This window comes from Acidovorax sp. LjRoot118 (genome assembly GCF_964253575.1).
Taxonomy (GTDB): domain Bacteria; phylum Pseudomonadota; class Gammaproteobacteria; order Burkholderiales; family Burkholderiaceae_C; genus Acidovorax.
This window is the reverse complement of the sequence record NZ_CAXURB020000001.1, coordinates 5,027,798-5,044,681: the sequence shown is the minus strand read 5'-3', so window position 1 is coordinate 5,044,681 and position 16,884 is coordinate 5,027,798. Positions and strand designations below refer to the sequence as shown.

The 16,884-nt window shown below is 68.7% G+C and carries 18 protein-coding genes; 13 read left to right on the top strand and 5 right to left on the bottom strand.

From position 1 onward, the window contains the following. The first annotated feature begins 12 nt into the window (after nucleotides 1-12). Genes ACSQ9E_RS23730 through ACSQ9E_RS23710 form a run of 5 tightly spaced genes read left to right on the top strand, consistent with a single transcriptional unit; the run spans nucleotide 13 to nucleotide 4,553 of the window. Nucleotides 13-906 (top strand): extradiol ring-cleavage dioxygenase, encoded by an 894-nt coding sequence (locus tag ACSQ9E_RS23730; RefSeq protein WP_436219357.1) that lies wholly within the window; start codon nucleotides 13-15, stop codon nucleotides 904-906. Continuing rightward, nucleotides 903-1,847 carry a fumarylacetoacetate hydrolase family protein gene (locus tag ACSQ9E_RS23725; protein ID WP_436219356.1) on the top strand — a complete coding sequence of 315 codons (945 nt, stop codon included), beginning with the start codon at nucleotides 903-905 and terminating at the stop codon, nucleotides 1,845-1,847. The genes ACSQ9E_RS23730 and ACSQ9E_RS23725 overlap by 4 nt, the downstream gene beginning before the upstream one ends. A gap of 26 nt (nucleotides 1,848-1,873) precedes the next feature. Continuing rightward, nucleotides 1,874-2,872 (top strand): Bug family tripartite tricarboxylate transporter substrate binding protein, encoded by a 999-nt coding sequence (locus ACSQ9E_RS23720; RefSeq protein ID WP_436219355.1) that lies wholly within the window; start codon nucleotides 1,874-1,876, stop codon nucleotides 2,870-2,872. 9 nt (nucleotides 2,873-2,881) lie between these two features. Then, the gene (hpaH, locus tag ACSQ9E_RS23715; protein WP_436219354.1) at nucleotides 2,882-3,697 is read left to right on the top strand and encodes a 2-oxo-hept-4-ene-1,7-dioate hydratase; all 816 of its coding nucleotides are present in this window, start codon (nucleotides 2,882-2,884) and stop codon (nucleotides 3,695-3,697) included. 10 nt (nucleotides 3,698-3,707) lie between these two features. Beyond that, complete coding sequence (locus ACSQ9E_RS23710; RefSeq protein ID WP_436219353.1) at nucleotides 3,708-4,553, top strand: aldolase/citrate lyase family protein; 846 nt, start codon at nucleotides 3,708-3,710, stop codon at nucleotides 4,551-4,553. Nucleotides 4,554-4,560: 7 nt separating this feature from the next. On the opposite strand, the gene ACSQ9E_RS23705 is transcribed toward ACSQ9E_RS23710, so the two are convergent. Then, nucleotides 4,561-6,372, bottom strand: coding sequence for a response regulator (locus ACSQ9E_RS23705; protein ID WP_436219352.1), 1,812 nt, complete (start codon nucleotides 6,370-6,372; stop codon nucleotides 4,561-4,563). A 132-nt stretch (nucleotides 6,373-6,504) separates the two neighbouring features. Here ACSQ9E_RS23705 and ACSQ9E_RS23700 point away from each other — a divergent pair, with 132 nt between their 5' ends. The 8 genes from ACSQ9E_RS23700 to ACSQ9E_RS23665 all read left to right on the top strand — a co-directional run bounded on the left by ACSQ9E_RS23700 (nucleotide 6,505) and on the right by ACSQ9E_RS23665 (nucleotide 12,634). Next, nucleotides 6,505-7,242, top strand: coding sequence for an endonuclease/exonuclease/phosphatase family protein (locus ACSQ9E_RS23700; RefSeq protein WP_057204869.1), 738 nt, complete (start codon nucleotides 6,505-6,507; stop codon nucleotides 7,240-7,242). A gap of 2 nt (nucleotides 7,243-7,244) precedes the next feature. Continuing rightward, nucleotides 7,245-8,462: a cardiolipin synthase ClsB gene (gene clsB / locus ACSQ9E_RS23695; RefSeq protein WP_436219351.1), complete on the top strand. Its 1,218-nt coding sequence runs from the start codon at nucleotides 7,245-7,247 to the stop codon at nucleotides 8,460-8,462. A gap of 118 nt (nucleotides 8,463-8,580) precedes the next feature. Beyond that, nucleotides 8,581-9,309: a GTP cyclohydrolase I gene (gene folE / locus ACSQ9E_RS23690; protein ID WP_057265281.1), complete on the top strand. Its 729-nt coding sequence runs from the start codon at nucleotides 8,581-8,583 to the stop codon at nucleotides 9,307-9,309. Nucleotides 9,310-9,311: 2 nt separating this feature from the next. Continuing rightward, nucleotides 9,312-9,734: a BLUF domain-containing protein gene (locus ACSQ9E_RS23685; protein ID WP_436219350.1), complete on the top strand. Its 423-nt coding sequence runs from the start codon at nucleotides 9,312-9,314 to the stop codon at nucleotides 9,732-9,734. A gap of 104 nt (nucleotides 9,735-9,838) precedes the next feature. Then, the gene (locus ACSQ9E_RS23680; RefSeq protein ID WP_436219349.1) at nucleotides 9,839-10,720 is read left to right on the top strand and encodes a DMT family transporter; all 882 of its coding nucleotides are present in this window, start codon (nucleotides 9,839-9,841) and stop codon (nucleotides 10,718-10,720) included. A gap of 2 nt (nucleotides 10,721-10,722) precedes the next feature. After that, complete coding sequence (locus ACSQ9E_RS23675; RefSeq protein ID WP_436219348.1) at nucleotides 10,723-11,577, top strand: DUF429 domain-containing protein; 855 nt, start codon at nucleotides 10,723-10,725, stop codon at nucleotides 11,575-11,577. Nucleotides 11,578-11,581: 4 nt separating this feature from the next. Next, nucleotides 11,582-11,824, top strand: coding sequence for a hypothetical protein (locus ACSQ9E_RS23670; RefSeq protein ID WP_082607907.1), 243 nt, complete (start codon nucleotides 11,582-11,584; stop codon nucleotides 11,822-11,824). A 120-nt stretch (nucleotides 11,825-11,944) separates the two neighbouring features. Then, nucleotides 11,945-12,634 carry a histidine phosphatase family protein gene (locus tag ACSQ9E_RS23665; RefSeq protein WP_305742004.1) on the top strand — a complete coding sequence of 230 codons (690 nt, stop codon included), beginning with the start codon at nucleotides 11,945-11,947 and terminating at the stop codon, nucleotides 12,632-12,634. A 47-nt stretch (nucleotides 12,635-12,681) separates the two neighbouring features. Here the strand turns inward: ACSQ9E_RS23665 and ACSQ9E_RS23660 are convergent, their stop codons facing one another. From ACSQ9E_RS23660 to ACSQ9E_RS23645, 4 genes are read right to left on the bottom strand one after another with little or no spacing between them, the layout of a single operon-like run. Further along, nucleotides 12,682-13,377 (bottom strand): hypothetical protein, encoded by a 696-nt coding sequence (locus ACSQ9E_RS23660; RefSeq protein ID WP_057265077.1) that lies wholly within the window; start codon nucleotides 13,375-13,377, stop codon nucleotides 12,682-12,684. 30 nt (nucleotides 13,378-13,407) lie between these two features. Further along, nucleotides 13,408-13,809: a response regulator gene (locus tag ACSQ9E_RS23655; RefSeq protein WP_057204838.1), complete on the bottom strand. Its 402-nt coding sequence runs from the start codon at nucleotides 13,807-13,809 to the stop codon at nucleotides 13,408-13,410. 24 nt (nucleotides 13,810-13,833) lie between these two features. Further along, on the bottom strand, nucleotides 13,834-16,065 hold the full coding sequence (locus tag ACSQ9E_RS23650) for an ATP-binding protein (protein ID WP_436219347.1): 2,232 nt from the start codon (nucleotides 16,063-16,065) through the stop codon (nucleotides 13,834-13,836). Further along, the gene (locus ACSQ9E_RS23645; protein ID WP_436219346.1) at nucleotides 16,062-16,679 is read right to left on the bottom strand and encodes a biliverdin-producing heme oxygenase; all 618 of its coding nucleotides are present in this window, start codon (nucleotides 16,677-16,679) and stop codon (nucleotides 16,062-16,064) included. The genes ACSQ9E_RS23650 and ACSQ9E_RS23645 overlap by 4 nt, the downstream gene beginning before the upstream one ends. Between the last annotated feature and the right edge of the window lie 205 nt (nucleotides 16,680-16,884).

The following is a 16,884-nucleotide window of genomic DNA, read 5'->3' as shown; positions in this document are numbered from 1 at the left end:
GAGACACACCCCATGGGAAGCATCGTTGGCGCCGCCATCGTCTCGCACCACCCCGGCCTGATGCAGTGCGAAGAGTTTCGCGTGCTGCAGGGCGCGGGGGCCGACTCGGACCTCATCCCCGGCTATGCACGCCTGCGCGAGAAGATCGCTGCGGCCCGGCCCGACGTGGTCATCATCTTCGACTCGCACTGGTTCACCACCGGCTACCATCTGGTGGACGGCGCGCCGCGCTACCAGGGCATGTTCATTTCCGACGAGATGCCCTGGTACCTGCACGGCGTGCCCTACGACTACCGGGGCCACCCCGACCTGGCGCTCGAGATCGAGGCCGTGTCGCGCGAGCACAAGGGCTACAACCGCGTCATCAACCACCCCGACCTGGGCAAGCAGTACGCCACCATCAACCTGGTCAAGCACCTGCGCCTGGAGCGCAGCGACACGCCCGTGGTCACCGTGAGCTCGTGCCAGAACTGCGACTGGCGCCACTTCCTGAAATCGGGCGAGGCGATTGCCGAGGCCGTGCGCCGCAGCGATCTGCGCGTGCTGTTGCTGGCATCGGGCGCGCTGAGCCACAAGTTCAATCCCATCGACTGGAAGCCGAACCATCCGCGCATCTTCCACGAGAGCAATGTCTCGCGCCCCGAGAACATCGTGAGCGACAAGGGCGCCATCGCTCTCATGGAGCAGGGCCGCCACGACATGGTGCTCGACCGTTGGCAGGACGAGTACCGCAAGATGCCCTGGGAGGCCTTCGGCGCGCACTACCTGCAGATGCTGGGCGCCATGGGCGGTGCCGACTGCCGCGCGCGCGGTGTGGCCCTGTCGGCCTACGAGAACGCACGCGGCACGGGCAACGTGCACATGTGGTTCGATGGCGAAACGCAAGCGGTGGAGGTGGCAGCATGAACTTCGAATTCCCGTTCACCGAACTGCCCGCCGTGATGCGCGGCCCGCGCGTGGAGCGCCGCCGCGTGCTGGTGGGCGGCAGCGCCTGCTGGGGCACCATGGTGGAAGAGGGCGCGCAGCAGGGGCGATTGCGCCTGGACGATGGCCGCGTGGTGGACCCGGCCAGCGTGCAGCACCTGCCGCCGGTCGCGCCCAGCAAGGTCATCGCCGTGCACATCTCGTACAGCTCGCGCAGCTTCGAGACGCGCAACCAGCCCAAGCCGACCGAGACGCCCACCTACTTCACCAAGCCACCGACCTCCGTCAACGGGCATGGATGCGAAATCCACAAGCCCGCCGACAGCCTGTACCTCAACTACGAGGGCGAGTACGCCGTGGTCATCGGCAAGACTTGCCGCAACGTGCTGCCCGACGAGGCCTGGGACTACATCGAAGGCTTTTGCCCCGCCCTCGACATGGGCCTGCAGAACTACCGCGACACTGACCAGGGCAGCATGCTGCGCGTGAAGGGGGCGGACACGCTGCTGCCCATCGGCCCCGGTATCGTGCGCGGCGTGAACCTGTTCGCACAGACGCTGCGCACCTACCGCAACGGCCTGGTGGTGCAGGAGGCGCACATCGGCGACGAGACCATCTGGGGCCCGCACTACGTGGTGGCTGACATCGCGCGCCACATCACCCTGGTGCCGGGCGACGTGATCCTGATGGGCACGCCCTGCCATTCGCGCTCAGTCGACCCGGGCGACCTGGTGGAGTGCGAGATCACGGGCCTGGGTCGCCTGGCGGGCACCGTGGTCGCCATCGATGCGCCGCGCGCCTCGGCACTGGGCGTGGGCCACCAGCCCACCGACAGCCCCGAGGTGCGGCGAGTGGCCTGCGGCTTCGACGAGCGCGTGCCCGAGCATCTGAAGGCCAATTACCGCCAGGCTGCGAAGAAGTAATCCATAAGAACCACCGGAGACAGAGCATGAAGAACCTTTCCCCCACAACATCCCGCCGCAACGTGCTGCACCTGGCTCTGGCCAGTGCAGCGGGCGCCGTGCCCTTCATGGCCCAGGCCCAGGCGCTCGACACCGTGAAGATCCTCGCCGGCTTTGCTGCCGGTGGCACGGTCGACACCCTGGCCCGGCGCGTGGCCACCCAGATCACGGGCGGCTACGCCAAGTCGGCCGTGGTGGAGAACAAGACCGGCGCGGGCGGGCAGATCGCCATCACCACACTCAAGGCCGCTCCGGCGGACGGCGCCACACTGCTGGCCACGCCCATGTCCATGCTGGGCATCTACCCCCACACCTACAAGAAGCTGCCCTACGACCCTGTGGCCGACGTGACGCCCGTCTCGCTGGGCGTGGTGTTCGACATGGGTTTTGCCGTGGGCCCGCAGGTACCCGCCTCGGTGAAGACCGTGCCCGAGTTTCTGGAGTGGTGCAAGGCCAACCCCACGGGCGCCAATTTCGGCTCGCCCGCACCGGGCTCGGTGCCGCACTTCGTGGGCGAGCTGATCAGCCGCGCCGGCAAGGTCGACATGCGCCATGTGGGCTTTCGCGGCTCGCAGCCGGCCATTCTGGACCTGCTGGGCGGGCAGATCGCCGCCGTCTCGGCCCCGGTGGGTGAGTTCTTGCCGCACCTCTCAGGCGGCAAGATCCGCGTCCTGGCCACCTCGGGCGCCACGCGCAACAAATTCATGCCCAATGTCAGCACGCTGATCGAGCAGGGCTACAAGGACATGGCCTACAACGAATGGTTCGGCTTCTTCCTGCCCGGCAAGGCGCCGGCCGACGTGGTGGCCAAGGCCAATGCCGCTATCCGCACCGCGCTGGCCGACAAGGACGTGGTCGCCGGGTTGGCGGCCATGGGGCTGGAGGCGCGTTCGTCCACTCCCGCTGAGCTGGCGGCGTTGCTGAAGGCCGATGGCGACAAATGGGGTCCCATCGTGAAAGCCATTGGCTTCACTGCAGAATCCTGAGGACTCCCCATGCTTGACGATGCATTGATCCAGCAGCTCGCTCTTGAGCTGCACCAGGCCGAGAAGACCCGCGTGCAGGTGGAGCATTTCTCCAAACGCCACCCCGGTATGACGGTGCAGGACGGCTATGCCATCTCGCGCGCCTGGGTGGCGATGAAGATCGCCGAGGGCCGCACGGTGCGCGGCCACAAGATCGGCCTGACCTCGCGCGCCATGCAGGTCGCCAGCCAGATCACCGAGCCCGACTTCGGCACCCTGCTGGACGACATGTTCTTCGCCGAGGGCGGCGACATCTCCATGCAGCGCTTCATCCTGCCGCGCGTGGAGGTGGAGCTGGCCTTCGTGCTCCACAAGCCGCTGCGCGGCGAGCCGGGGCGTCCGCCAGTGAACATCTTCGACGTGCTGGCCGCCACCGAGTACGTGGTGCCCGCCATCGAGATCATCGATGCGCGCATCGAGCAGCACGATCGCCACACCGGCGCGATGCGCAAGGTGTTCGACACCATCTCGGACAACGCGGCCAATGCCGGCATCGTCACCGGCGGGCGCCCCGTGCGGCCCGACGCGGTGGACCTGCGCTGGTGCGGCGCGCTGCTCTACAAGAACGGGGTGATCGAGGAGTCGGGCCTGGCCGCTGCGGTGCTCAACCACCCGGCCACCGGCGTGGCCTGGCTGGCCAACAAGCTTGCACCCTATGGCGAGGGGCTGGAGGCGGGCGAGGTGGTGCTGGGCGGCTCGTTCACGCGGCCCGTGGCGGCTGCCGCGGGCGACACCTTCCATGCGGACTATGGGCCGCTGGGCAATATCGCCTTCCGCTTCGTTTGAGGGGACTGCCTTGCATACACCCGTGAACACCTTCAAGCAGGCCCTGGTCGCGCGCACGCCGCAGATCGGCCTGTGGTTCGGCCTGGCCAGCGGCTATGCGGCCGAGCTCGTCGCAGGGGCCGGCTTCGACTGGCTGCTGCTCGACGGCGAGCACGCGCCCAACGACGTGCCGCGCATGCTGCAGCAACTGCAGGGCATCGCCAGCGCGCGCGCCATGCTGGGCTCTGGCCCGCACCCGGTGGCCCGGGTGCCGGTGGGCGACACGGCGCTGATCAAGCAGTACCTGGACATCGGTGCGCAGACGCTGCTGGTGCCCATGGTGGACACGCCCGAGCAGGCAGCCCAACTGGTACGTGCCATGCGCTACCCGCAGGACGATGGGCAGGGCGGCGTCCGTGGCATGGGCGCGGGCCTGGCGCGCGCCTCGCAGTGGATGCGCTACCCCGGCTATCTCAAAGAGGCCAATGCCCAGGCCTGCCTGCTGGTGCAGGCCGAGAGCACGCTGGCCATCGAGAACCTGGACGCCATTGCGCACACACCGGGCGTGGATGGCGTGTTCTTCGGCCCGGCCGACCTGTCGGCCAGCATGGGCCATGTGGGCAACCCATCCCATCCCGAGGTGCAGTCGGCCATCGAGGACGGCATACGCCGCGTGCTGGCCGCCGGCAAGGCCCCCGGCATCCTGATGGCCGATGAAAAGCTGGCGCGCCGCTATCTGGAGCTGGGCGCCGTCTTCGTGGCCGTGGGGGTGGACACCAGCGTGCTGGTGGCCGCCACGCGGGACCTGGCGGCGCGCTATGGGCGGGCGCTGCATCCCGCGCAGCTACCCTCGGCAAGCCCCTCGGTCTACGGCTGACAGCCCACTACATCGGCCGCAGCCTGAGCTTTTCCGCCGGATCGTGGGGCTCGGGCGTGGGCACGCCCAGGATTTCGTCGATCGAGGGCTCGTCGGGCATGTCCAGGATCTGGTCGGCCGACAGCTCTACCCGGGCGGCGATGGCGGCCAGCGCGGCAGACGCTGCCGCTTCGGGCGGTGGCGGCGTGCGTGTGCGTATCACCACGCCGCCAGGGCGCCGCTCGCCGTCCTGCCCCAGCACCGCACGGGTCGGGGCGTTGCCGCAGCGGGTGCGCACCGCCTGCACACTGTCCTGCAGGGCCTGTGCATCGGCAATGCGCTCCCGGTGGCGCAGCAGTACCTGCTGGGCCATGTCCGCCAGCTTGGAGTTCAGGGAGCTTTCGGCCAGCTGCAGCAGCTTGCGCACGGCCCCTTCGGCATCGCCCGCCAGGCTCTGGGCCATGGCTTTCTCGGCCGACTGGTTGATCTGGGGCAGGCATTCGCGCACCATGTCGCTGTACGCGGGGTAGACGTTGCAGGCATTGGCCATCAGCTCCGTGAGGCCGCGCGTGTTGGCATAGCGCATCCCGAGGGAGCGCACCCACTTTTCGCCGTCCGACAGGTCGATGGAGGTCGCGGCCAGCACGGCCAGCAGGCTGGCCAGGTTGCAGGCGGCCTCGAAATCGAAGCTGGCCTCGTCGATCTCGCGCGCCATGTCGCGCACCGCCGCCACGGCGGCCGAGAACTGCCGCTGCTGGATCAGCAGCAGGGTCTGGGCGATGCTGGAAAAGCGCTGGATGCGCGGGCTGTCCTGGTGGCGCTCCAGGATGCGGCCAAAGTCCGCCACGCAGCGTTCGATGCCCTTGCGGTCCTTGTCGGAAAAGTAGGAAAAGGCCAGCAGCACCAGGGCCTGGAAGTCGAACAGCTTGGAGTCGATACCCAGGATGGCCGCACGCGAGAGCACGCTGGCGGCCGTCTTGCGGTCGCCCATGTAGTACGACATCATGCCCAGCTTCTGCAGGCGCACCACCGAGTCGGGCGTGAGCGCGCTGGCCGTGCGGTAGGTCTCTATGGCCTCGGTGAAGTTGCCCAGTTCCACCTGAGCGCGGCCCAGCACGTCGTAGGCGTCGGCAAACGAGGCATCCTCGCCGATCAGGCCCTGCAAGGTGGTGATGGCGCGGGTGGCCTGGCCCGACTCGATCTGCGCGCGCGCCACACCAAGTTTGGCCCAGGGCAGGGCGCGCGCGGCGATGACGGCTTCGAACAGCGTGCGGGATTCGTCGTGGCGGCCCAGGCGCAGCAGCAGCTCGGTGCCAATGCGCGCGGCATACAGCCAGTAGGGCTTGCGCGCCTCGAAACGTTCCACGCACAGGCTGGATGCGAGCTCGAAGTCTTCCTGCTCGATGGCATCGAAAATGGGCTTCAAGTGGATCTTGCGCAGCCGCGCCAGGCTCAGCCGCTCGAACAGTGCACTCGGGGTGAAGGGCTTGAGCAGGTAGCCATCGAGCGCCGACTCGGCGGCCTCGGCCACTGCCGCATACGAGGCTTCGGCCGTGACCATGAAGAACACGGTGGAGAACGGCAGCAGTTGCGCACGGCGCAGGTCGTCCAGCAAGGTCTGCCCGGAGTCGCCAGATTCGCTGAAGAACTGGTCGCACAGCACATAGTCGAACACCGTGTGTTCCAGCCTGGCGCGGGCGTCACGCACACGGCTGCACTGCACGATCTTGGTGACACCGTACTCGCGCAGCTGCCCCACCAGAATGCTGCGCGAGGTGGCATTGCTGTCGATGATCAGCGCCTGGATGTCTGGCGTATCCGGGTCTTTGCCTGTGGCCATCTGCAGCTCGGGGTGGTGTAATTAAAAGTAACTGCTCACTGCAAGCACAGTGTATGCCCGGTCAGCGGAGTCTGCGATGCGGGTAAGCCCCCGGCCTGCCATGTGTCGGTTGCTTGCGACACAATCGGTGCCATGGACAACACAGACATCCTGCGGGTGGCGACCTACAACATCCACAAAGGGGTGCAGGGCATCGGCCCGGCCCGGCGCCTGGAGATCCACAACCTGGGGCATGCGGTCGAGCAACTGGATGCCGACATCGTCTGCCTGCAGGAGGTGAGGAAGCTGCACCGCGGGGAGGCGAAATACTTCCAGCGCTGGCCCGAGCTGCCACAGGCCGAGTACCTGGCCCCGGAGGGCTACGAGGCGGTGTACCGCACCAACGCCTTCACGCGCCACGGAGAGCACGGCAACGCGCTGCTCTCGCGCTGGCCCGTGATCGGCCACCAGCACGAAGACATTTCCGACCACCGTTTCGAGCAGCGCGGGCTGCTGCACGTCGAGGTGGACGCCCATGGTCGCAAGATCCACGTGATCGTCGTTCATCTGGGGTTGATTCCGGGCAGCCGTATCCGCCAGATCGAGCGGCTGCAGCGCTTCATCGAGCGCGAGGTGCCCGGCGGCACACCGCTGGTGGTCGCGGGCGATTTCAACGACTGGGGCCTGCAGGTCAAGCGCATGCTGGCCGGCTTCGGCCTGCATGAATTCGAGGACCCCCGGGCCTTCACCTACCCCGCGCGCCTGCCCCTGGTGCAGCTCGACCATGTCTACGTGCGCGGCCTCACGCCCCTGTCGCTGCATGTGCCGCGCGGCCGCATCTGGTGGCGCATGTCCGATCACCTGCCGCTGATCGCCGAGTTTCGTCTCTAGCCGTGGCCCTGAACCCGGCCCTTGCCGCCGACCACCGGGTGCGCCTGCTGCAGGGCGCGCAGGAGCTGTTTCCCGCGCTGGTCGAGGCCATGGACGCGGCGCTGTCGGACATCCAGTTCGAGACCTACATCTTCGATTTCACCGGCAGCGGTGCCAGCGTGGCCGAGGCGCTGATGCGTGCTGCGGGGCGCGGCGTGCGCACCCAGCTCGTTGTGGACGGGGTGGGCACTGGCGCCTTTCCTGTCGAATGGACGCAGCGCCTCTTGGCCGCTGGCGTGCAGTTTCGCGTCTATTCGCCGCTCGGGCCGCTGGGCCTGCTGCTGCCGCACCGCTGGCGCCGCCTGCACCGCAAGCTGTGCGTGGTGGATGGCTGCATGCTGTTCTGCGGCGGCATCAACGTGCTCGACGACCTGCACGACCCTAACCACGGGGCACTGGCCGCGCCGCGCTTCGACTTTGCCGTGCAGGCCACGGGCAGCCTGGTGGCCGTGGCCAGCGACACCATGGACCAGCTGTGGTGGCGCATGCAGGCCGTGCGCGACATGCGCGAGCGCCGCCTGCCCGAGGCCCTGCAGGCGTTGCGCTCGGCCAGCGCCGCTCAGCATGCGGCCCAGGCGGCACAGGAGGGGCCGGCCATGCGCGCGGCGCTGCTGCTGCGCGACAACGTGCGCAACCGCAGCCGCATCGAGAAGGCCTACCGCCGCGCGATTGGCGCGGCGCGCCACGAGGTGATCATTGCCAACGCCTACTTCCTGCCCGGCGGCAAGCTGCGCCGCGCGCTGCTGATGGCGGCGCGCCGCGGTGTGCGTGTGCGCCTGCTGCTGCAGGGGCGCTACGAATACTTCATGCAGTACCACGCGGCGCGGCCGGTGTATGGCGCACTGCTCGCGGCGGGGGTGGAGATCCACGAGTACGCGCCGAGCTTCCTGCACGCCAAGGTGGCCGTGGTCGATGCGCTGGGCGAGCGGCCCTGGGCCACGGTGGGCTCGTCCAATCTCGACCCGTTGAGCCTGCTGCTGGCGCGCGAGGCCAACGTGGTAGTGGAGGACGCGGCCTTTGCCGCCGACCTGCGCGAGCGCCTGGTGCGGGCCATGCAGCAGGCCGGCCGGCGCATGGAGCCGGCGCGCTACGCGGGCCGCCCGCTGCGCCAGCGCGTGCTCGACCAGGTGGCCCATGCGCTGATGCGCCTGGCCCTGTGGATCATGGGCCGCCGGTACTGATACCGATGGCAGGCTTTGCTGCTATACAAATAGTAGCTGTATCGCGATACGGGCCGGGCGGTAGCCAGGTAAAACCTTTGCCAGGCGTACCGCCCCGTTCACTGTTACGATGCCGGACATGTCCAGTCCCACTGCCGCTGATATGACGACCATCCCGCCCGACGAAGAAGGCACGCCCGTCTCCGTCAAGATCCGAGAGCGCCTTGCCGCCGCGCGCAAGCGCTTCCACGCCAACGACAACATCGCGGAGTTCATCGAACCCGGCGAGCTGGAGAAGCTGCTGGACGAGGTCGAGGTCAAGATGCAGGGCGTGCTCGACAGCCTGGTCATCAACACGCAAGGCGACCACAACACGCACAACACGGCACGCCGCGTGGCCAAGATGTACCTCAACGAGGTGTTCAAGGGCCGCTACGTTGCGCAGCCGCCGATCACCGAGTTCCCCAACGCCGAGCACTTGAATGAGCTCATGATCGTCGGGCCCATCACCGTGCGCAGCGCCTGCAGCCACCATTTCTGCCCGGTGATCGGCAAGATCTGGATCGGCGTGATGCCCAACGAGCACACCAACGTGATCGGCCTGTCCAAGTACGCGCGCCTGGTCGACTGGGTCATGGGCCGCCCCCAGATCCAGGAAGAGGCCGTAGTGCAGCTGGCCGACCTGATCATGGAAAAGACCCAGCCCGACGGCCTGGCCATCGTGATGGAGGCCAGCCACTTCTGCATGTCCTGGCGCGGTGTGCGCGAGATGGACAGCAAGATGATCAACTCGGTGATGCGCGGCGTGTTCCTCAAGGACCCCTCGCTGCGCCGCGAATTCCTGTCCCTCATCCCCGGAAAGAACTGACCATGCTCGTACGCCTGCTCTATGCCAGCCGCGCGGTGGACACCTCGCCCGCCGCCATCGAAGCCATCCTCACGCAGTCGCGCCAGCACAACCCGGGCAGCGGCATCACCGGGGTGCTGTGCTATGGCGGCGGCATCTTCCTGCAAGCCATCGAGGGCGGCCGCGCTGCGGTGAGCGACCTCTACGGCCACATCCAGCGAGATGCCCGCCACCAGAACGTGGAACTGCTGCACTACGAGGAGATCACCGAGCGCCGTTTCGGCGGCTGGACCATGGGCCAGGTGAACCTGTCCAAGATCAACCACTCGATCCTGCTCAAGTACTCCGAGAAGCCCGAGCTCGACCCGTATGCGGTGTCCGGCAGGGTATCGTTCGCGCTGCTCGAAGAACTCATGGCCACGGCCTCGATCATCGGTAGAGCGTAAAAGGGCCGGGCCTGCCGGCCTGTCCGTCATTCCAGACACCCTGGCCTGGGCCGCAGCTGCCGACGCGCTGCGGCTTTTTGCATTCCTTTTTCCGCCTTCCCACCGTGACCCTCAACGCCTTCGGCCTCATCATCCTGGCGGGCCTGATCCATGCCTGCTGGAACATCGTGGCCAAGAAGGCGGGGGGTGATTCGCGCTTCGCGTTCTTCACCTCGGTGCTGATGATGCTGTTCTGGGCGCCGCTGGGCTGGTACCTGGGGCGCGATGCGGTGCCGCTGTGGGGCGCGGTGGAGTGGGGCTTCGTCGCGGCCAGCGGGCTGCTGCACGTGGGCTACTTCGTCATTTTGCTGCGCGGCTACCGCAAGGCCGACCTCACCGTGGTCTACCCGCTGGCTCGCGGCTCGGGACCGCTGATGTCGTCGCTGGTGGCGGTCACGCTGCTGGGCGAGCGCATCTCGGCGCTGGGCGTGGCCGGCATCGCGGGCGTGGTGGGCGGGGTGTTCCTGATCGCGGGCGGCCCCGGCCTGCTGCGCGCCGCGCACGACCCGGCCGCGCGAGCGCGCGTGCACAAGGGCATGTTCTACGGCCTGCTCACGGGCGCCTTCATCGCCAGCTACACGGTGGTCGACGGCTATGCGGTCAAGATCCTGCTGATGTCGCCCATCCTCGTGGACTACATGGGCAACTTCGTGCGCGTGGCGCTGCTGGCGCCCGTGGTGCTGCGCGACCTGCCCACGGCCGGCCAACTGTGGCGCGCGCAGTGGCGCTTCGCGCTGCTGGTGGCCATGGTCAGCCCCGTGGCCTATGTGCTGGTGCTGTATGCGATGAAGGAAGCGCCCATGTCCCATGTCGCACCCGCGCGCGAGGTGTCGATGCTCTTTGCCGCGCTGATCGGTGGCCACCTGCTGGGCGAAGGCGACCGCGTGGCGCGCATCTGCGGGGCGGTGCTCATCGCGGCCGGCGTCACCGCGCTGGCGCTGGGGTAGCCATGCTGCTCGGGTGCGACTTTTCGAGCAGCCCCACGCGCCGCAAGCCCGTGGTGCTGGCCCTGGGCCGGCGCGACGGCGCGCGCGTGCAGCTCACGGAACTGGTGCGGCTGGAAACCCTGGCCGCAGTGGGCACCTGGCTGGCCGAGCCGCGCCACTGGGTGGGTGGGTTCGACCTGCCGTTCGGCCTGCCGCGCGAGCTGCTGCAGACCCTGGGCTGGCCGCTGCAGTGGCGGCCCAGCATGCAGCACTACCAGTCGCTCACCCGCCCACAGATCCGCGATGCCTTTGCCGCCTTCTGCGATGCGCGCCCCGTGGGCGGCAAGTTCGCGCACCGCGCGACCGATGGGCCCGCAGGCTCCAGCCCGTCGATGAAATGGGTGAACCCGCCCGTGGCCTACATGCTGCACGCGGGCGTGCCGCTGCTGCTCGGTGCCGGCGTGCACCTGCCCGGCCTGCATGCGGGCGACTCCACGCGCGTGGCGCTGGAGGCCTACCCCGGCCTGCTCGCGCGCGAGGTGCTGCAGCGGCGCAGCTACAAGAGCGACGATGTTGCCAAGCAGACGCCGGACCGCCTGATCGCGCGCAAGGACCTGCTGACCGCGCTGGAGCTGGGGCAGACGCGCCTGGCGCTGCGACTGAAGCTGAGCCACGCCCAGCGCGATGCCCTGGTGGCCGACGCCAGCGGCGACAGCCTGGACGCCGTGCTGTGCATGCTGCAGGCCGGCTGGGCCGAGCAGCGCCATGCCGAGGGCGATGCCCTCTACGGCTTGCCGCCCGGCTTGGACCCGCTGGAAGGCTGGATCGTCACCGCGCCCATGCCGGGTGGCAGGGTGGACGAGGGCGCGCCACAATGAAGGCATGATGCGAATTGCTGCTTGCGCACGAAATCACCGGCTGTGGGTCGGGGCGCTGGTTTGCGCGTTCGCATGCACCGCCGCACTGGCTGCGCCCGCACCCTGGTTCTACTGGCGCAGCAAGGTCGATGCTCAGCGCGTCTGCGCCCAGACCTCGCCCGGCAGCGGCTGGGAGAAAGACAGCCCGCCCTACGACGGCCCCGGCTGCGCCCCGCGCCGCAAGGTGCTCATCGTCCCGATGCGTTGAGGAGCGAAACAGGTGCAATCGCCCCTTGGTTGTCAAAAAGCATAGCGCCTGGGGACGGTCTGCATGCCGTTGGCAGGAGTATTGCTTGCAATACTGTGCATGCATTCGATAATGGACGGGATGACCGAACTGATCTTGATACGCCACGGCGAGACCGACTGGAACCGGGAACTGCGCTTCCAGGGCCAAGTGGACGTGCCCCTGAACGCCACCGGCCATGAGCAGGCGCGCCGCCTGGCCGAACGCCTGGGGGCCGAACGCCTGGCGGTGGACCACCTGGTCTGCAGCGACCTCATCCGCACGCGCCAGACGGCGCAGCCCGTGCTGGGCGCATTGCTGCCGCAGCTGCACATCGACAACGTGGTGGACGCCAGCCTGCGCGAGCAGAGCTTTGGCCTGGTCGACGGCATGCGCGTGGACGACATCAAGCTGCAGCATGCCGAGGCCTGGGAGAACTGGCTGCGCTTCGACGCCGACGGCGGCATGCCCGGCGGCGAGACCACGCGCCAGTTCCACACCCGGGTGATGGGCGCCGTGCGCCGCCTGGCGCAGGAGCATGCGGGCAAGACCCTGATGGTGGTGACCCACGGCGGCGTGCTCGACATGGTCTGGCGCACGGCGCAGGGCGTGGGCCTGCACGGGCCGCGCCAGAGCGATATCCCGAATGCGGGCTTCAACCGCGTGCGCCTGGATGGCGACGCCATCGAACTGCTGCACTGGGGCGACGTGCGCCACCTGGCCGACCTGCCGCCGCAGCCGGTCTACGACCAGGCCAAACTGCTGGTGGCGGCGGTGGACGGCGCTGACTGAGCCCAGGGCGCCGGCCCTCGTGGCCGGCTCTGATGGAAGACCCTGGTTCAGGCGCCGGGCAGGGTGATCTCCACCTGGTCCTGCGCCACCTGCACGGTGACGTCCAGGGGCCGGGCCAACTGGTGCAGCGCTGCCAAGTCGAGGGCCGGTGGTTGCGCCAGGCTGCTGCCCTGCAGGGGCGGCAGGTCCTGCGATGCCGATACCCCCTGCGCGCGCACGCGCACCCCCCTTGCGCCCGAGGGCTCCACTGTGATGCGGGCGGGCACGGGGCCGGGCCGCTCCGCCAGGTGGTAGAGGGCGGCCAGCACCACGTACAGCAGCGTGTGCCGTGCCGTGACCTGCTCGTCCCAGCCGGTTGCATCCTCGACCAGGGGCTCCAGTTCGGTGCCGCGCACCATCAGCATGGGCCGCGCCAGCTCGACGGCTTCGGCCACCAGTGCGCGCAGGGCCTGGCGTTCGTTGATCTGCAGGTCCCACTGGCGCAGGCGGCGGATGTGGTGGGCAATGTCGCCCAGTTGCTCCTCGATCTGCTCCACCCGCTCCACAGCCTGTTCGGGGGTCAGGTCGCCCTTGGCAAGGCGGCGCTTGAGCAGCATGGTCCCCATGCGCATCACGGACAGGGGGCTGGCCAGGTCATGGCGCAGCACCGGCATGGCACGCATCAGCACGGCATGCTGCAGGCCGGCGTCCATCAGCTCCCGGGCATGATCGGGAAGGGGCGGCTCGGAGTTCTTGGCGGGCATGGGTGGTGGATGGGGCTGGAGTGGCGGAGCTCAGGGAGCGGGAGGGGCCTGCAGCGCAGCGGCGCAGCGCGCCATCAGCGCGTCGAAGGCGTCGAAGTCGAGCGGCTTGCCCAGGATGTAGTCGAAAGCCCCCATCTGGCTGCCCGCCGTCCTGGCGTTGCCCGAGGCCATCCCGGTGATCGCAATGGCAAAGCAGGGGCCTGCGCCGTGCTCGGCCACGCTCGCGCGCAGCAGTGGCACCAGGTCCGAACCGTTCATGTCCGGCAGGTTCTGGTCCACCAGAAAGATCTGCGCAGGCCTTTCCCTGGCGAGGGCCAGGGCGCGGGCTGCGGTGGCGGCCGTGCGCACGGAATGGCCTTCCATGGACAGCAGTTCTTCCAGGAGCTCGGTGGCGTCCTGGTTGTCATCGATGACGAGGATGTCTAGCGGCATGGTGGTATCAGGGGCCAGCGGGTGTCAGGTGGAGGGGTCTGCAGGAGGGCGTGCCGGGCGCTGCGGCAGGTGCACGGTGAACACCACATGCGGCGCCTCGTGCGCATAGCCGATGCTGCCGCCGTGGCCCTGCACGATCTGGTGCGCGATGTACAGGCCCAGGCCCAGGCCGGAGCGGTTGCGCGCCTTGCCCACCGACGATGCCTTGAAGGGGGTGAACAGGTCGCCGGCCACCTCGGGTGCAATGGGCGGGGCCACGTTGCGCACCTGGATGAGCGGGCCTTCTGGCGTGGCCTGCATGTGCACCTCGACCGGGTGGCCTGCGTCGCCGTGGTGGCGCGCGTTGCTGACCAGGTTGGAGAACACCTGCGCCATGCGGTCGGGGTCGACCTCGGCCTGCAGGCTGGCGGGCAGGTGCCCCACCAGCTGCATGCCCGGGTGGGCCGTGCGCGCCTCGTCCATCAGGTCGGCCAGCAACTGCACCAGGTCGATGCTGGCGGGCTGCAGGTCCAGCCCCAGCCGGCTTTGCAGGCGCGACATGTCCATCACCTGGCTCACCAGGCGCTGCATGCGGCTGCTCGACGACTGGATGCGCTGCCCCAGCTTGCCGGTGTTGCCATCGGCGCCATTGTTCTTTTCGAGCACCCGCGCCGCCATGCTGATGGAGTGCAGCGGATCGCGCAGGTCGTGGCCGAGCACCGCCATCAGGTGGTTGCGGGCGTTGTTCAGTTCGGCGTGGCGGGCGTTCTGGGCGCGCACCAGCTCTGCGAGCAGTTGCCGTGCGATGTCCAGGTCATCGGCGGCCCAGTGTTCGGAGGTGGAGCGCACGATCTCCTTCCACAGATCGAACGAGCCGCGTGGTGTGAGGCGGGGGCCCAGGGGGCCTGGGCGAATTTCCTTGTCGGGCTTGCCGCCCCAGTGGATGGTCTCGATCTGCTCCTTGCGCAAGAAGACCAGCCAGCTGCCCCGCTGCAGATCCAGCGGCAGGGCCAGCACACCGCACCAGGGGGCCAGCTGCACGGCAATGGCCGGTGCCTCCAGCGGCAGGGCATGGGTGGCGTACAGGGTGCTGCCGGCGTGCGTGGCATCGAGCCATTGCAGCAGGGCCCGGGCGGCGTCGTCGCTGATGCCGCCTTCGGTGCACAGCTTGCTGTGCTCGGACACGATGATGGCGTCGGCATGCATCGATGCGGCCAGGGCGCCCGCATGGGTGCACAGCCCGGTGAATTCATCGTCGGAATGAAGCACGCTCTCCATGACCCGGGTGCGCAGCTCGGCCACCTGCAGCTGGCGCTCGGCCTGCTTGCGCGCCAGGGCCGCCTGGATGGTGGCGCCCAGCATCTGCGCCATCACGTCGCAGGCCATGCGCACGCTGTAGGGTACCTGGCGCGGCCCCATGTGGTGGCATGCCAGCAGGCCCCACAGCCGGTTGTTGATGACGATGGAAATGCTCATGGACGCGCCCACGCCCATGTTGCTCAGGTATTCGATGTGGATGGGCGAGACGCTGCGCAGAATGGCGGCGCTCAGGTCCAGCGGCTTGCTGCCTGCGGCCTGAGCCAGGGGCACCGGCGCGGCCTGCACGTCGGCGATCAGGCGCAGGGTGTTGGCCACGTACAGTGCGCGCGCCTGCGCCGGAATGTCGCTGGCGGGGTAGCGCCGGCCCAGGTAGGGGTCCAGGAAGTCGGCCCGAGATTCGGCCACCACGTCGCCGCTGCTGTCGGGGCGAAAGCGGTAGGCCATCACCCGGTCGAAGCCGGTGAGCGCCCTGAGTTCCTGGGTGGCCAGTTGCAGAAGGTCGTTGATGGCGGCACGCGGGCGGCGCAGCTTTTCCATGGCGCGGTGGGCCTGCATGGCAAAGCCCGTGAGCGCGTCGGACGATGCCTGGCGGGCCTCGAACTCGATCACCAGCAGCTCGTGCGACTGGTGCAGCACCACGTCGAAGCTGCGGCCTTCGATTTCCAGCTCGGTCGGCATGGGCAGATCGGCGGCGGCGCCCAATGCAGGCAGCCCCTCGTCGAGCAGCGCGCCGATCTGGGGATGCTGCGCCACCAGCGCGCTGCTGCGCAGCACATCGCCCGGCAGCAGCGCGTGTCCCAGCTGTGCCTGGGCGTTGCTGCTGGCATGGCGTACCACGCCGCTTGCATCCACGGCCACGAGCGCCCCGTGGGACTGGATCGAGCCCGGGATGTGGATGGGCTCGCGGTCGCAGTTTTCCAGCGTGGTGGGCTGCACAGGGGCCGCAGCGGAGGTCATGCTGGCGTTCCTTGTGTGGCGTCCATGGTGTCGAAGTGCGCCTGCAGGCCCTGGAAGGCGGCCAGCGCACCGTCGCACGCGGCCGCAATGGCCGGCGGCGAAGCCACGTGCGTGCGCAGCAGCGCCATGAATGCCTTCCAGCGCGCACCGGTGCCCGCGCCATCGCCTTGCAGATATCGCAGCGGGTGCGGCGCCAGCCGGGGCGCGAGGCCGCGATGGAGCACCTGCCCGCCGAGCTGCGAACCTTCGACCACATAGGCCATGCCCCAGCGCACGGCATCGGCCTGGCTGGGGTGGCGCGCCAGGGCCTGCTCCAGGCATAGCGCGGTGGTCGCACTGGGTCGTGGCCAGGGCAGGGTGGCTTGTTCAGCCGTATGCGCCAGGTCTTCGCGCAGCGCGGACAGCCGCGCTGCAGGCGCGAAGCCAAACCCGGGCGGGTGCGCCTGCAGCGCCTGCAACGCAGGCCACAGCGCCTGCAGCCAGGCAGCCAGTGCGTGGACGTGATTCTGGTAGTCGGCCAGGTTGGCTTCGGCACGGGCGATGGGCAGGCGGGAGTCGAGCTGGGCATGCCGCTCGGCGGTGGCGTGCCGCAGCGCCTGCAGCGCATCGGTCATGGCAGGCTGGGGCGGCGTAGGGGCAAGGGCGTTGTGGGGCAAGGTACGACAAACCGGTGAAGGGGCGCACTGCACCCCACGGGTGCCGTGCGCTCCCATTCTAGGACCGGATTGGCCTGCAGCGGGCCTGTGCAGGCAGGGGTTTGCCCCGTGAACGGCGTGGCGCCGTGGGGGTGGCATGGGCGGCTACAAGGGCAGGCGGTTT

Excerpts from the sequence above, each read along its gene's own strand:
- ACSQ9E_RS23730 (WP_436219357.1), top strand. The coding sequence starts at position 13 with ATGGGAAGCATCGTTGGCGCCGCCATCGTCTCGCACCACCCCGGCCTG.
- ACSQ9E_RS23725 (WP_436219356.1), top strand. The coding sequence starts at position 903 with ATGAACTTCGAATTCCCGTTCACCGAACTGCCCGCCGTGATGCGCGGC.
- ACSQ9E_RS23720 (WP_436219355.1), top strand. The coding sequence starts at position 1,874 with ATGAAGAACCTTTCCCCCACAACATCCCGCCGCAACGTGCTGCACCTG.
- hpaH (WP_436219354.1), top strand. The coding sequence starts at position 2,882 with ATGCTTGACGATGCATTGATCCAGCAGCTCGCTCTTGAGCTGCACCAG.
- ACSQ9E_RS23705 (WP_436219352.1), bottom strand. The coding sequence starts at position 6,372 with ATGGCCACAGGCAAAGACCCGGATACGCCAGACATCCAGGCGCTGATC.
- ACSQ9E_RS23700 (WP_057204869.1), top strand. The coding sequence starts at position 6,505 with ATGGACAACACAGACATCCTGCGGGTGGCGACCTACAACATCCACAAA.
- folE (WP_057265281.1), top strand. The coding sequence starts at position 8,581 with ATGTCCAGTCCCACTGCCGCTGATATGACGACCATCCCGCCCGACGAA.
- ACSQ9E_RS23685 (WP_436219350.1), top strand. The coding sequence starts at position 9,312 with ATGCTCGTACGCCTGCTCTATGCCAGCCGCGCGGTGGACACCTCGCCC.
- ACSQ9E_RS23675 (WP_436219348.1), top strand. The coding sequence starts at position 10,723 with ATGCTGCTCGGGTGCGACTTTTCGAGCAGCCCCACGCGCCGCAAGCCC.
- ACSQ9E_RS23670 (WP_082607907.1), top strand. The coding sequence starts at position 11,582 with ATGATGCGAATTGCTGCTTGCGCACGAAATCACCGGCTGTGGGTCGGG.
- ACSQ9E_RS23665 (WP_305742004.1), top strand. The coding sequence starts at position 11,945 with ATGACCGAACTGATCTTGATACGCCACGGCGAGACCGACTGGAACCGG.
- ACSQ9E_RS23660 (WP_057265077.1), bottom strand. The coding sequence starts at position 13,377 with ATGCCCGCCAAGAACTCCGAGCCGCCCCTTCCCGATCATGCCCGGGAG.
- ACSQ9E_RS23655 (WP_057204838.1), bottom strand. The coding sequence starts at position 13,809 with ATGCCGCTAGACATCCTCGTCATCGATGACAACCAGGACGCCACCGAG.
- ACSQ9E_RS23650 (WP_436219347.1), bottom strand. The coding sequence starts at position 16,065 with ATGACCTCCGCTGCGGCCCCTGTGCAGCCCACCACGCTGGAAAACTGC.
- ACSQ9E_RS23645 (WP_436219346.1), bottom strand. The coding sequence starts at position 16,679 with ATGACCGATGCGCTGCAGGCGCTGCGGCACGCCACCGCCGAGCGGCAT.